Source organism: Thiomicrorhabdus sp., from assembly GCF_041583835.1.
GTDB lineage: Bacteria > Pseudomonadota > Gammaproteobacteria > Thiomicrospirales > Thiomicrospiraceae > Thiomicrorhabdus.
The window spans coordinates 1-15,220 of the sequence record NZ_JBFHFC010000034.1; the positions used below are offsets into that span (position 1 = coordinate 1).

Consider the following 15,220-nt stretch of genomic DNA (forward strand, 5'->3'; position numbering starts at 1 on the left):
ATTACTTGCCCAGTTTTTCCATCAGGAAGTCGATGAAACCTTCCTGTGCGATGTCTTGCGATTTTTCGTCGCGACGGTTTTTGTATTCCAGCATGCCGTTGTCCAAGCCGCGCTCGCCGATGACGATGCGGTGTGGGATACCGATTAAGTCCATGTCGGAGAACATGACACCAGGACGTTCCGCTCGGTCGTCCAATAGCACTTCAACACCTTTCGCCAGTAATTCTTTGTAAAGCTGTTCGGCCACTTCGGCAACGCGCGGTGACTTATGCATTTGCATTGGAACGATACAAACCTGGAAAGGCGCGATGCTTTCCGGCCAGATGATTCCTTTGTCGTCGTAGTTCTGTTCGATGGCGGCGGCAACGACACGCGTGACACCGATTCCGTAACAGCCCATTTCCAGGATTTGAGAACGGCTGTTTTCGTTCTGTACGCTGGCGTTCAAGGCTTTTGAGTATTTGTTACCCAGCTGGAAGATGTGACCGACTTCGATACCGCGGCGGATTTCGATTTTACCGTTACCGCAAGGGCTTGGGTCACCTTTGACGACGTTACGGATGTCCGCTACCAAAGTTGGCGTAGCATCACGGTCCCAGTTAGCACCAGTGAAGTGGTAACCGTCTTCGTTGGCTCCGCAGACGAAGTCCGCCATGTTGGCCGCCGTACGGTCGACGATAACCGGAATATTTAGTCCGACCGGGCCGATGGAACCGGCGGAACAACCCGCAGCGGCTTTGATTTCTTCGTCGCTTGCCATTTCGAAAGGCTCCGCAACCAACTCCAACTTCATCGCTTTGATTTCATTCAGTTCGTGATCGCCACGGACGACCAAGGCGACAACCGGAGCGGCTTCGGTCGCACCTTTCACCAGGATGGTTTTGGCGACGACTTTCTTTTTCAGCTGAAGGAAGTCACAGACTTCTTCGATGGAGTGCTTATTCGGAGTTTCGACTTTGGTCAATTCAGCCGAAGGTGCTGGGCGTTCGCCGCGCGGTGCCAGAGCTTCCGCCAGTTCAACGTTGGCCGCGTAGTCGGAACAGGTTGAGAAAGCGATGTCGTCTTCACCGGAATCGGCCAGTACGTGGAACTCGTGCGAACCTTCACCACCGATGGAACCGGTGTCGGCCTGTACCGGACGGAAGTCCAAGCCTAGACGCGTAAAGATGCGGTTGTAGGCATCGTACATTTCGTCGTAGGTTTCCTGCAGACTGTCGTGATCCATGTGGAAAGAGTAGGCATCTTTCATGATGAATTCACGCGAACGCATTACACCGAAGCGCGGACGGATTTCGTCGCGGAATTTTGTTTGAATTTGGTAGAAGTTAGCCGGCAGTTGTTTGTAGCTGCGGATTTCACGGCGTACCAGATCGGTGATGATCTCTTCGTGCGTTGGACCCAGTGCGAAGTCGCGCTGGTGACGGTCTTTGAAACGCAACAGCTCCGGGCCGTAATCTTCGGCACGGCCGGACTCTTCCCATAGTTCAAGAGGCTGAACCACCGGCATCAACAATTCCTGCGCACCGGAGCGGTTCATTTCTTCGCGAATGATCGCCTCGACTTTTCTAAGTACGCGCACACCTAGCGGCAGCCAGTTGTATAGGCCACCTGCTAATGAGCGGATGATTCCGGCACGAATCATCAATTGATGACTGATGACGACCGCATCGGATGGGGTTTCACGGGTTGTAGATAGAAGTAAATTGGAGGTTTTCATTGCGAAGTTAATACCTTAAAAACTAAAAGAATAAATTTGCGCGTATTTTAACATGAGCGAAGGCGGCGGCGAGGAGATTGTTATGGAATCAGGCGACTCTATTCTTTATCCGGACCGCATTTATGTCCCTTCAACCTGATGAAAGCCTCAAATTCGTCAACGGGAATAGGGGGGGCACAGTAATAACCTTGGTAAGTGTGGCAACCGATTCTATCGAGGTAATCAATCTGCTGTTGGGTTTCGATACCTTCGGCAACGACATTCAGCTTTAAAGTCCGTGCCAGTTTAACGATGGTTTCGATAAAAATCGAACCGGTTTCGGTGTCATGATCGTTGAGAAAGGATTTGTCGATTTTAAGGGTGTCGATCGGTAGAGATTTGAGATAGGCCAGAGAAGAATAGCCGGTTCCGAAGTCATCCAGAGAAATTGAGACACCTAATGCACGTATTTTATTTAAGGTATCAAGGTTTTGTTGCGAGTTTTCCAGGAATACCGATTCAGTGATTTCGACGTCGAGTTTTTTAGGGTCGATTCCGGATTGTTTGAGAATACTTTCAAATTTGTCATCGAAGTGATCGTCTAAAAACTGTGTGGCCGAGAGATTGACCGATAATTGGATATCGGCGATTCCCGAGTTTTTCCATTCAATTTGCTGGCGGACTACTTCCTGTAAAATCCATTGTCCGAGCTCGACGATTAAGCCATTTTTTTCGGCGGCGGGAATGAAATCATTAGGCGGTATTAACCCTTTGGTCGGATGAATCCAGCGTATTAGAGCTTCCGCACCGACAACCTCCTCATGATTGGTTAACATTTTGGGTTGGTAGAATAGTTCAAATTCGTCATTTTTCAGTGCATTACGCATGCTATGTTCGAGTTCAATTTCTTTAAGAACCTGCTTGTGCAAAGCTTTAGTAAAGAATTTGAATTGATTTTTGCCAAGTTTTTTGGCTTCGTACATGGCGATATCCGCGCTTTTCATCAAGCCTGTAATATCTGAACCGTCTTGTGGATAAAATGCGACGCCGATACTGGCCGATACGCGAATGGGGTGCGATTCGATAATGTGCAATTCGCTGATGCGATCGATGATGCGCTGAATGATATGGGTCAGTTCGAAGTTGCTTTTGTAGTGACTTAGAACAATCACGAATTCATCGCCGCCGACTCGGGCAATGATGTCGTATTCTCTTAAAACATGACGAATCAAATCGGCGACGTTTTTCAACAGTTCGTCCCCGATGTCGTGCCCCAGAGAGTCGTTGACGGTCTTGAAGTTGTCCAGATCGACAAATACGACCGCAAATTCTGAATTATCCCTGGAGGCTTCGGAAATTAACCAGCTTAAACGTTCGTTTAATTGGCTGCGGTTTGCTAAACCGCTGAGGCTATCGGTTCTGGCCAGTCTATATAGTTCGTGTTTTTCATGTTCGAGACGATCGAAAGTTTGTTCCATCGAGGCGCGTACATATTCGAGCTCTTTGAGCTTGAATGGTTTGGGCGTCTTATTCTGATTGTAGGCGTAAAGGCGTAAGGACTCCAAGGGAGTCGTAATGTAGTTTCGTAGAATGAGCCATAATAGCCCCAATCCTAGCAATGGAATCAAGCCGAAAAACAGTAAGTAGGTGGATTGGTTTTCGGAAAAATAGTTGTTGATGTATTTATGGTCGACATAGATGAACAGACTTAATTTAACGGGTTGATCCTGGATGAAGTAGTCGATGGTTGATTCAAAAACCTGCAATTTGAGCAACTTGGACGTCGAGATGTTTTTAAAAGACGATACGATGCTGTGGTTAGGCGGAATGGTATTAATCGACGCATCGGTTCCGATGAGGATTTTATTGCCGTATCCAATCGACATTTGAGAAATGAGCGGACTGCCGGCTACTTTTCGGTTTAAAAATGATTTGAATGTACGGATGGTTCTAATGCTCGTCATTTCTGTGGAAATGATATAGGAAGTTTCGGCAATGTCATGCTGGATGCTGTCAATGATCAGGTCGGTTTTTTGCTGTTGGTCGTTTAGGAAATAGTAAAAAAAGACCGAGTAAAACATGGTGATGATGGCTAGGATTGCCGTTATGACAAAGTGATGAATCGAAAGCATTTACAAAAGGTCTCGGATTGGAAACTGGGCTTGATTCAGTCGTTCAATCAGTTGGGGGGATAGCGATTGGTTGATCCATACAATGTCTTGTAATCCGGATTGGAATTCTTCGAAACTACTGTTTTCCAAATAGGGATTGACCTTGTCGTAAAACAGTTTTGGATCGTTTTGTAAATCTTGAATGGCGCGATCAATCAAGATTTTAAGTCTCTTGAACTGCTCCTGGTGTAGGCTGAAGCTTTCCTTATTGGTATAGAGAGCATCCAGAACCAGTAGATTCAATCCGTCACGGGTTGATGCCAAGGTCGTGAATCCATGTTTTTCCAAACTGTAGTTGTAAGGAATATAGGTGACCGCAATCTTCGGTTCATGATTCGGGGCTTCGGCAATGGCGGATACGATTTTAAGCTGGTCTTTGTTGATGAAGTTAAAGGTTTTATCTTCCAGCTTGTTTTGTTTGATAAAGTCTTTAAAAACCACATAGTTGATAGAGTTGATTTCCAGGTAGACATTGATCGGCGATGTCGCGCTTTTTAGGGATTCGACAGATTGATTGCCCATGACCATATCACCGCCGTTGGAACGATCGAACATCATGATCGGCATGAGTGTATTGTCTTTTTGATAGGCTTGGGAAAATTCGTACTGAGTGCCGGTAAATGCGTCTTTGTTGGAAGATTTGTATATGTGTAGACTTTCGCCTAAAGACACGACTGTAGAGAGTTCGATATTGAGCGGTTCAAGCCATCCGCTTGCTTTGGCGTAAAACAACGGCGAATAGCCAATCCAAGAGTTGGCGACGATTTTAAGCGGCTTATCTTCTTTACTGCTGCAAGAAGATAAGCCGATTACGGTCAAGGCAAAGAGAAATAGAATTTTTATTGTTTTCATAGCATTTAAACGCTTCGTTACTTATTTTTAACCGATTGATTTCAATCGTTAAAACTGCTTATCCAATATCAATACTTATACTCGAATTGATATTAACTGTATCACATAATTTGCATTTAAGACTACGATTGAATGCATCTTGCAGTGATTTAACTCTGCGTTTGTGTCACGGAGGTCATCGGACCGCCCGGAGCTTGATTAACGGGCATTAATTCGATGCGGTTAATGTTGACGTGTGCCGGTTGGGCCAAAATCCAGCGTACCGATTCGGCGACATCGGACGATTTCAAAGGTTGTAAACCTTGATAGACGTTTTCAGCTTTGGTTTCGTCTCCTTTAAAACGAACCAGTGAAAATTCGCTTTCATTGAGTAACCCCGGTTCGACATTGGTGACGCGAACCGCCGTGCCCAACAGGTCACTGCGAAGGTTAATCGAAAACTGTTCGACGAACGCCTTGGTTGCGCCGTAAACGTTGGCGCCCTTGTAGTGGTAAGTGCCGGCTATGGAGCCGATATTGATGATATGCCCGTGATTGCGTTTGACCATGTCCGGTAACAAGCGGCGAGTTAGGTAAGCAAGGGAAAGGCAGTTGGTTTCGATCATGGTCTGCCAGTCGTTCCAATCGGTTTCGTGCGCCGGATTCAGTCCTAAGGCAAGCCCGGCATTATTAATTAAGACGTCAATCGTACGAAAGTCTTCCGGCAACTCGTCCAGTGCATTCGACAGCGTCTGGTGGTCGTTGATATCGCAGGCGATGACGTAGCATTCAGTTTGGTTTTGCAGTTGTTTTTTCAGTTGCTGTAAACGTTCTTCTCTTCTCGCCAAAAGAATCAGTCCGACTCCTTGTTTCGCCAAAGTTTCGGCAATGGCCTTGCCGATTCCCGAAGAAGCACCAGTGATCATTGCAACGTGATAGTTCATTTGAAAGCTCTTAATTCGTTTGTTTAAGTGGTTTTATTGTAGACGTTTTTGAGTTTAAGTGAGGCGGGAATGGAGACATAAAAAAAGCCTCCGAAGAGGCTTTATTAGGAAGTTGAATTAAAAAAGAAGTTCTTTCTTTAAGTCTGACTCAGACTAACCAAGAGTAGTAGTTTTAAAGCTTAGAACTTGAAGCCTTTCAAAATGTTGGTTTTAAGTTCGTCTTCCAATTTCTTTTTCACTTCTTCTTTTTTGTCTTCAATCTGCTTTTCGACTTCTTGTTTGGCTTTTTGCTCGAGAAGCGATTCTAAATCGAGAGAAACCTTCGGGCCGGTGAGGGCGCCTTTGAGCTTGACCGGAATCGTCAGTCCGTTAAGTTCTTTAAGGTCTTCTCCGCCTTGACCTTTATCGCTGGCGACGATTTTGGTTTTCACCAGATAATCCATATTTTCTTTCACCAAATCGACGGTTCCCAGACCGGAGATACGCATGTAAGGGGCCTGAGCCAGTAGTTTTTTAGTATCGACCACTCCATTGGTAATTGCGACTTCACTGATCAGTGAACTGAAATCGGTTTTCAGCTCCTCGGTCGGACCGGCCGCTTTTTCTCCGGCAATTTTAGCTTTGGCCTGACGAATCGATTGAGCCAGATTAAAGCCTTTCACCGCACCGTCTTTAAGGTCGACGGCCGCCGTACCGTTAAGGTTCTGTTTGAATTCAGACAGACGCGAGCCGGCCGTAGTGATGTCGGCGTTGACCGCACCGGTACCGCTCAAGCGGTCGTTGTCGGTGAAGGCCAGTAATACGTCGCCTACCGGTACATTTTTGGCGTTGGTTTTAAAACTGTATTTAGGTTGTTTGCCACGTACGTCCAAAGCGGCCGACGCGAGCAGTTGGGTTTTGAAAATATCCATTTTCAGTGGGTTTAGGTTGATTAACCCGTTTTTACCCTTAACCGTCGCAACAATGTTTTTAGGATTGAGTTTATCGTATGTGACGTTGGCGGCTTTAACGGTTCCGTCGATCGTTAAACTTTTGATTAATTCGGTCGGTAATTCGACTGCGAAATCTTCCACGGGTTGTTTGCTTTGTTTGTCTTTCTCCGATTCGATCGGTTTTGGCGGCAGATAACGATTCAAGTTGATTTGATCCAAAGCCAGATTGAATCCGATATCGGGTTTTTCAAAGTTTTTGAATGATGCATTTCCTTTGAGCTGCGTATCGTCTAACTTGATTAGAATCGTTTTGGCGTTGACCGCCTGGGTTTTGCTGTCGAAATCAACGGCTAAGTCGGCGGATGCTTTGGTTAACGTGGTTTTATCCGACATATTGTCGACCGCGGCGATTTGTAAGCCCAATTGTTTGATCAACTGACGCAGGTTGGTTTCGTTTAAGGTGAGTTTCGAACTGATTTTAGGTTGTTCTTTAAGCTGCGAGACGTTGACTTGACCGTTGGCCGATAAATCCAGGGCTTTCAGTTTGATATCGTTTAAGGCCGCGGTTTGTGTCTGAAGGTTCAGTGCAGGTTGCGTGCTTAAGGATACGTGGGTTTTGCCGTTTGGCAAGCTGTCCCCCGTTAGGTCTCCTTGCAGAGCAAGCAGACCGGATTTAAGGGTCTGTTTTTCCATCGAGAATTCTGGCGAGTTAAGGCTTAAGTCACCTTTCGCGGTTTTAAGCGCAAAACCTTCGGCACCTTCCATGTCATAGGTCAGTTTAACCGTGCCTGCACCGAATACCTGCTGTTTGACGTCTGTTTTGACATCGGCAATGACTAATTCTCCTTCCAGGTTTTTAGCCGGGAAATCCTGCCCGCCTTTGACGGCGTAGTTCAGCGTTAAACTCGGTAAATCGATTTGTTGGTTTTCCATTGCCAGTTTCAGAGAAGGTAACTTTAGCTCGGTAATGAGGTTTTGGATTGGGAAATCCTTACCTTGAAGTTCATTGCGCTGTTTCAGATCCTTGATTTCTAACTGGCCGTCGCTATTGAATTTAATTGCGGCCGTTAAAGTGGTCTGTGTCGTGATGTCGGGATTGGTAATCTTGGTGTTGGCTTCAAGATTGATGTCGAAGAATTCCCCGAAAGTAATTGCACCCGAAGTCAGGTTAAAAGGAGCCAATTCGACCGTCTGTTGGTTAAGTTGGTCGCGCCATTGAATTTGGCTGTCTTGAATGTCCAACCCTCCGAAACTGAGCGCGGCTAATTTGCTTGCTGCGTCTTCGTCTTTGATGTCATGGTCTTTAATATCCGTTTCTTCGCTTTTTTTAATAAGGTCGTCCCAGTTGGTAACACCTTGGGCGTTGCGTTGTAAGTCGAGCCTTAAACCGTGTAGCGTTAAGGTATCGATTTCCAGTTGGCTTTTCAGTAGCGGTAGAATCGCCACGCCGATATTGACCTGTTTTACGGATGCAAACGGCGTGTCGCCGAAGCCTTTGGCGTTACTCATTTGAGCGTTTTCCAAGCTTAACCCAAGATGCGGAAAGAACGAGAGGTTCATTTCGCCGATAGTAAGATCGCGTCCTGTCTGTTCGCTGACGAATTGGGTAATCTCTTCGCGGTGTTCGTTAGGATCGACCGTCGCGATAATAATGCCGATTGCGATGATGATTAAGCCGATGATGGCGACGAATCCAATCAGAATTTTCTTTATTATGCTCATGACTGATCTCCTGGTTTTTCACTGCTTTGTAGAAGGCGGCTCTGACAGTCTAACTTTCAAAAGCCGTAACGGAAATTGTTTTAATCATAAATGACGAATAGGCGAAAATACTAGTCTTTTTTGGTTTGATTTCAGCGCTATTCGGATTTAGTGGGGCTTTAAGAGGTTGTCGAGTTGTCTTTGATGGTAGCGACTTAGGACGCTTAAAGAGACAACGGCGCCGACCAATGCCCAGAACATATCTGACTGGGTATCCCATTCGTAACCTTGGGTACCTAAAAAAGCTTCTGCCGCTTCGTTCGAGATCAGTGCGGTCGCCCATTCGATCAACTCGTAACTGGCGCTGACTGCGAGAACGAAACAGACGATGAAAAAGTTTTGCCAGGCGAGCCGGTTGAAGACGTCAAAGCGAATCAAAATCTCGCGTGCGACGATGGCGGGACCGAACCCTTGCATAAAATGGCCGAGCTTGTCGTAATCGTTGCGAGCGGAACCGATCCAGTTTTGAATGTCCGTGAAAAGCGGCACTTCTGCATAGGTGTAGTGTGCGCCGACGAATAGTATGATGGAATGCAACAGGATGAGTTGATAGACCAGCGGCGTTAACGGGAAACGTCGATAGGTGAGAATAATGATTAAGAGTGCGATTAGAGCTGGAAAGGCCTCTAAAACCCAGGTTATGCCGTCCTTAGGTGCGATCGCGGACCAAGTGAGTACACTTATGAAAATCAACAGCCAGAGTGCTTTTTTTATTTCCATTGCTTAACAACCTTATAAAGGACTGATGGGTTAAGTAGAGTTAAGTGAACAAGTTCGTCACTTCAAACAGGACTAAACCGCTACTGCTCAAAAAGCCTAACAACGGTACCCAGCGGGGCACCGATAGATTACCGTAAGGCGCGGGTTGATGTTTTTTGATGCGCCATAGCGATAAGTTAACGATTGAAAAAACCATTAGCATAATAATTGACGTGGCTTGTGCAAGCGAGGAAAGTTCGCCGATTAATGCGAGTATCAGCACGATCAAGCTTGCCGTCAAGGTTGAATTGACCGGAGTGTGGGTTTTGGGGTGAACATGGCAGAAAGGTTTCGGCAGCAATCCGCGACAACTCAAGCCGTAAAGTACTCGAGATCCCATTATGACTTGAATCAGTGCACCGTTGATAATCGCGAACATGCCGATGAAAGTGATTAGGGTGGCGCTGTTGCCGGTATTGTGTTCATACAGGAGAGCCATCGGCGCTTGGCTTTTTGCCAGTTCTTCCGGAGGAAAAGACAATAAAGCGATGATCATGACACCGATGTAGATCAAGGTGGTGATGGTCAATGTGAGAAGAATGGCGAGCGGCAGGGTGCGGCTGACATTTTTAACCTCTTCGGCGACGTCAACCATGTCTTCAAAGCCGATAAATGCAAAAAACGCTAACAGCACACCGGAATAGATTAATGAAACCGATGTGAAGTTGAGATCGGGAATAAAGAGCGGGCCGATTTCAGTTAGGTTATCGAGATTGGGTAATCCTGTGTAAATAATGAGAAGTAAACCGCCGACTTCTATCAGGGTGATTATACTGGCGATAAACACCGATTCCGCAATTCCCCAGGCGGCCAGGGCGCCGATAATCAATACCAGTAAGACGATACTGACGGTTGGTTGAATATGAATCAATTGTGAAAAATAGCCGATAAAGCCGTTAACCAGCGCGGAGGCGGAAACCAGCCCCGCGAGGACGACCAGAAGACCGATCAGGGTGGAGAGGCGGTCGGAGTCGAATCCTTGCTTAACGTAAAGTGCCGCTCCGGCGGCTTGCGGATAACGTCCCGACAGTTCGGCGAATGACATGGCGGTCATGCCCGCCAGTATCGCGGCGACCAAAAACGCAGCCGGCGCCAGATACCCCGAGATTCCCGCGAGTTCGCCGACTAAGGCGTAGATACCGGCACCGATTGTCGTACCTAATCCATAGAGCACCATTTGCGGTAGTGAGAGTGTTCGGTTGAGTTTAGATTCCACGTTTCTTTTATATTCGATTAGATTGATCTGTTAATGGGTTGATGCCGCTATGACCATAATATATATAGGTTTTAAAAGTGTAAACGATCTGTCATTTTACGGGGTGGTTTTTGAGTGGCGATTGAAAATCGAATAGGATTTTATAAGTTAGGGCTATAAGGTATTTTTATTACACTTAATAAAAATAAGGGTTGTATATTTTCAGATTTCGCTCCAAACTGAAACAAACCTATGCAGCGCCGTTTACTTGGCCGGTGACGGAAATGGGGGAGTACTATGGAACCATTCGATGATTATAAAACGCTTGTTGATCAAAGTGTTATTACGTCATCTACCGATTTACACGGTACGATTTTATATGCAAGTCAGGCATTTTGCAGGATCAGTGGCTATAGCAAACAGGAACTTGTCGGTCAGAGTCATAATATTGTGCGTCATCCCGATATGCCATCCTCTATTTATCGGGATTTATGGAAAACCATCGGTCGAGGCGAAATTTGGCGTGGTGAATTAAAAAATCGCCACAAAAGCGGCAGACATTATTGGGTGGAAGTGGAAATTTTTCCAAACTATGACTTGGATGGTCAAAAGATCGGCTACACCGCGATAAGGCACGATATTACCGATCGCAAGCGGGTCGAGACCTTAAGCGATACCGTCGAACAAAGTGAAAGGAAGTTGAGCGAGTATCTGGATATTATCGACGAGAACGTCATCACTTCTTCAACGGATAGATATGGAACCATTACCTCTGTAAGTAAAGCTTTCTGCCAAATCAGCGGATTTGATCGTGAGGAGTTGATTGGTCGGAATCATAATGTGGTTCGTCATCCCGATATGCCGAAATCGCTCTATAAAGAATTATGGGATACCCTTTTACAAGGCAAAGTTTGGCGCGGTGAAATAAAAAACCGTAAGAAAAACGATGGTTTTTATTGGGTGGACGTCACCATCAAACCGGAACATGACCAAAATGGAAATGTTTCTGGTTACTTTGCGGTTCGGCATGATATTACTGACAGAAAGAAAATCGAACAGTTAATTATTACCGATGAACTGACGGGCGTTTATAACCGCCGTTATTACAATCAAGTTTTGATGGGCGAGGTTAATCGAGCCAAACGTAACGATGCCTGGTTAGGCTTTTTGATGTTGGATGCAGATAATTTTAAGCAATATAACGATGGTTACGGCCATTTGGCCGGAGATAAAGCGTTACAAGCCATTGCGTCAACACTGAAGCAGGTTTTTCAGCGTAATGGTGACTATGTGTTTCGCTTGGGGGGGGAGGAATTCGGGATTTTGTATTCTTATGATACTCCCGAGGAATTTCTTTCTCATGCTGAAAAGGCACGAAAAGCGGTGTTCGATATGGCGATTGAACATAAAGAAAATGCACCGCATGATTGTGTGACCGTATCGGCCGGATTTCAGTTGATTGATCCGGCTAAGGTTTATAATGCGGATGCTATTTTAAAAGGGGCGGACCATGCTCTGTATCAAGCCAAAGAAAAAGGCCGTAATCGTATTGAAGTGAGTGGAATTTAGTGTTGACCGACTTATTTTTGGGCAAACTTATTTTCGGATAGAAACCTGAGTACACATTATTAATATTCGGCCATTTTTCAATAGATAAACCGATTTGTTATTCAACCTTATTACACTGCCTTAAGCGGGGCGAACTTTCCAATTGTCTTAAGGTTAAGGCGAATAGCCGCTTTCTTTTCTTTATTCCTCCTTATTATTCGCCGGATGCTTGCATCCTGAGCGGCTTTTCGTATGATGATAACGGTTTAGTCAATTACCCGATCGTCTCATTCAGCCCTAATTTATGGAGTAAAGCATGGATATTTCGCAAAGCCAAAATTGGACACAGCGTTATACCGATTTTTTAAAGCAGCAAGATTCAAGGGCGGCACGAATCGTTTACCAGCGCGATCGCGCGCGCGTCATTCATTCAGCTTCATTTCGTCGTTTACAGGCTAAAACCCAAATTTTCGGTTTGAGCGAATCCGACTTTTATCGCACTCGTCTTACGCATTCCATGGAAGTGGCGCAAATCGGTTCCGGTTTGGTGGAGCAGTTAATAACCGTCGGTACGGAGGGCGTTGCTCAAGAAGCGGATTATATTAAGTGGTTGCCGTCGGTCTATTTGATTGAAGCGATTTGTTTGGCGCACGATCTTGGGCATCCTCCGTACGGGCATGGCGGCGAGGTGGCACTGAACTATATGATGCGTCATTTCGGCGGCTTTGAAGGTAATGCGCAAACGTTGCGGATTTTGGCGAAATTGGGTGAATATACCCCGGAAAACGATTTGGATTTGTCGAGACGGACAACGTTGGGCGTCATGAAGTATCCCGCTTTATACAATGAGGTGATTAACAGCAATGCCGATTATCAGCATCAATTGCTGGAGCCGGAAGTATCCGATTTCAGAACCTTGCAGATGAATCGCTGGAATCCGCCGAAGAGTTTGTATCGTGAAGAGAAAGCGGTGTTTGATTGGGTGTTGGCGCCGTTTTCCGATTCCGACCGTACTCTGTTTACACAGCTTTCCATGTGTGAAGGGGCGTGTCATAACCGCACTAAATACAAAGCATTGGATACCACGATTATGGAATTGGCCGATGATATCGCCTATGGTATTCACGATCTTGAAGATGCGGTCGCGATGAAAATGGTTTCGCGTGATCTGTGGCAGGCGGAAGTCATGGAAGATCCGGTTTTCAAACAGTATGCACTGTGGGATGAAGAAATGACGGATCGTTTATTTTGCGGTTCATCTCGTGCCCGTAAGCACGCCATTAGTAAAATGGTCGGCATTATGGTGGAAAGCATTTACATGGACGAGAACCAGGATTTCGAACATCCGTTATTGCGTTACCAGGCGAAACTGGCGGAAGATAAAGCGGCGGTACTGGAGTTGTTGAAAGCGTTTGTGTTTAAAAACGTTATTACCATTCCGGAAGTGAAAGGGATGGAGTATAAGGGGCAGTTGATTGTGCTTGAGTTATTCAAGTCGTTACGGGCCAATCCGAGCACTTTGTTACCTTCAAGTTCATATATTAAGTATCAAGCTGCGGAGAGTGAACAAGCGCAGCAGCGAGTCATCTCCGATTACATCTCCGGTATGACCAATACTTACGCATCTCGTTTGTACGCGAAGTTCTTCACGCCGACGCAAGGTTCGGTGTTTGACGTCTTATAGGGTTTTATAAAGGATTTTATAAAAATCTTCTCGCAACGTTAGACGCAATCGCAGGAGTCAGGATTTGGGAAGATAGTATTTCGGTGCTTTGAACGGTTGCGGATTTGTCTTCATGGATGGTTCGATTTCTGAAGATCGGACGGTTTTATCGGTTTTGAATTGTGCTTTTCTGGAATTGATGGCATTCAGAGCCCATTCAATATGTTCGTCGACCAGATCGTTAACGCAACCGAGTTCCGGTTGCAAAGCTTTTTCCGCCGCTTCCAGTTTTTCTAAAGTCCCCGTTATGTTTCCAAGCGCAATGGCAAGGTTTCGTTTCCACTGAGGGTAGCCGATTCGTCGGATGGGCGATCCTTCGAAATTTTTTAAAAACTGCGTTTCATTCCATTTCCAGAGTTCGAATAAATTGGCCGAATCCAATTGTTGTTTGGATTGAAAAGCAGTTTCTTGAGTGGGGGCGGTGAACTTATTCCATGGACAGACCAGTTGGCAATCGTCACAGCCGTATATACGGTTGCCCATTTTGCTTCTAAGTTCCAAAGGAATTGATCCGGCATATTCAATGGTTAAATAAGAGATGCATTTACGGGCGTCGACGACGGCGTTATCGATAATGGCACCGGTCGGACATTCGTCGATACAGGCAGTGCATGGGCCGCAACCTTGTTTCTCAAATGCTTTATCGGGTTGTAGCGGCAGGTTGGTGTAAAGTTCACCGAGAAAGAACCACGAGCCGGCGCGGGGGTGGATAATCAGGCTGTTTTTACCGATAAATCCCAAGCCGGCTTTTTGCGCCAAAGGGCGTTCGAGTACGGGGGCGCTGTCGCAAAAAGCACGATATCTAAAATCGGGTATTTCTTGACTGATTTTTTCCGCCAACTGTTGTAAACGTTTACGGACCAGCTTGTGATAATCTTTGCCGAGCGCGTAGCGCGAAATATAGGCCTGTTCGGGATCATGAAGCTGTTCAAACGGCGAGCGGGCATTTAAATCCAGATAGTTTAGGCGGACACTGATAACAGACAGGGTTCCCGGTTCCAGTTCTGCGGGACGGGTACGCTTGTTGCCGTGGCGTGCCATGTACTCCATTTCGCCATGAAAGTTCTCACCTATCCAGTTAAAATAATGCGTTTCGTATTCGGAAAGGTCCGTCTCCGAGATGCCGACATCGGCAAAGCCCAATTCAAAGCCCCATTGCTTGATTTTTTGGGTTAAAGGAATTGGTTTTGATGAGTAAGGTTGCATATGACAAATTCTAAGACAGTTTTCGATAAACAGGTAATTTTTTTGGCGGATGAAGCTTCTACCGCCGAGTTTGCGGGAAAGGTCGCACAGGCCTGTGATGCACTTTCCCTCTATGAAAACGGGTTGATGGTATACCTGAATGGGGATCTTGGAGCGGGCAAATCTTTTTTCTCTCGTGCCTTCATTCAGCACTTTTTACCCGGGCAAAAAGTCAAAAGTCCGACCTACACTATCGTCGAAAGTTATAATTTTTGTAAATTTACGATACATCATCTTGATTTATATAGACTTTGCGATCCGGAAGAGTTAGAGTATTTAGCAATTAGGGATTTATTATCAAAATCTTACGTCGCTTTGGTGGAGTGGCCGCAAAAAGGCGGTGGAATTTTGCCGCCAGCGGATTTCGAAATTACCCTAAAGCATCAACGGCAGGGCAGACAGCTTGAAATGCAGG

General features: G+C 45.9%; 11 protein-coding genes. 3 read left to right on the forward strand and 8 right to left on the reverse strand.

All coding sequences use genetic code 11. The annotated features are described in order from the left end of the window. Position 1 precedes the first annotated feature (1 nt). The 7 genes from ABY044_RS11785 to ABY044_RS11815 form a co-directional block, all read right to left on the reverse strand. Positions 2-1,717, reverse strand: coding sequence for a proline--tRNA ligase (locus ABY044_RS11785; RefSeq protein ID WP_373020895.1), 1,716 nt, complete (start codon positions 1,715-1,717; stop codon positions 2-4). 98 nt (positions 1,718-1,815) lie between these two features. Beyond that, positions 1,816-3,828, reverse strand: coding sequence for a putative bifunctional diguanylate cyclase/phosphodiesterase (locus tag ABY044_RS11790; protein WP_373020897.1), 2,013 nt, complete (start codon positions 3,826-3,828; stop codon positions 1,816-1,818). Continuing rightward, entirely contained in the window at positions 3,829-4,719 is an 891-nt protein-coding gene (locus ABY044_RS11795; RefSeq protein WP_373020898.1) for an ABC transporter substrate-binding protein, read from the reverse strand. 149 nt (positions 4,720-4,868) lie between these two features. Next, on the reverse strand, positions 4,869-5,642 hold the full coding sequence (locus tag ABY044_RS11800) for an SDR family NAD(P)-dependent oxidoreductase (RefSeq protein WP_373020900.1): 774 nt from the start codon (positions 5,640-5,642) through the stop codon (positions 4,869-4,871). A gap of 179 nt (positions 5,643-5,821) precedes the next feature. Further along, positions 5,822-8,296, reverse strand: a complete 2,475-nt coding sequence (locus tag ABY044_RS11805; protein WP_373020902.1) for an AsmA family protein — start codon at positions 8,294-8,296, stop codon at positions 5,822-5,824. Between the two features lie 147 nt (positions 8,297-8,443). Continuing rightward, on the reverse strand, positions 8,444-9,055 hold the full coding sequence (locus tag ABY044_RS11810; protein ID WP_373020904.1) for a DUF2238 domain-containing protein: 612 nt from the start codon (positions 9,053-9,055) through the stop codon (positions 8,444-8,446). 40 nt (positions 9,056-9,095) lie between these two features. Further along, the gene (locus ABY044_RS11815; protein ID WP_373020905.1) at positions 9,096-10,310 is read right to left on the reverse strand and encodes an APC family permease; all 1,215 of its coding nucleotides are present in this window, start codon (positions 10,308-10,310) and stop codon (positions 9,096-9,098) included. 276 nt (positions 10,311-10,586) lie between these two features. Here ABY044_RS11815 and ABY044_RS11820 point away from each other — a divergent pair, with 276 nt between their 5' ends. Beyond that, positions 10,587-11,858, forward strand: coding sequence for a PAS domain S-box protein (locus ABY044_RS11820; protein ID WP_373020906.1), 1,272 nt, complete (start codon positions 10,587-10,589; stop codon positions 11,856-11,858). Between the two features lie 295 nt (positions 11,859-12,153). Beyond that, positions 12,154-13,521, forward strand: a complete 1,368-nt coding sequence (locus ABY044_RS11825) for an anti-phage deoxyguanosine triphosphatase (protein ID WP_373020908.1) — start codon at positions 12,154-12,156, stop codon at positions 13,519-13,521. A gap of 57 nt (positions 13,522-13,578) precedes the next feature. On the opposite strand, the gene queG is transcribed toward ABY044_RS11825, so the two are convergent. Continuing rightward, positions 13,579-14,766: a tRNA epoxyqueuosine(34) reductase QueG gene (gene queG / locus ABY044_RS11830; RefSeq protein WP_373020910.1), complete on the reverse strand. Its 1,188-nt coding sequence runs from the start codon at positions 14,764-14,766 to the stop codon at positions 13,579-13,581. 42 nt (positions 14,767-14,808) lie between these two features. Here queG and tsaE point away from each other — a divergent pair. After that, on the forward strand, positions 14,809-15,220 hold a 412-nt coding region (gene tsaE / locus ABY044_RS11835; protein WP_373020912.1), incomplete at its 3' end, for a tRNA (adenosine(37)-N6)-threonylcarbamoyltransferase complex ATPase subunit type 1 TsaE.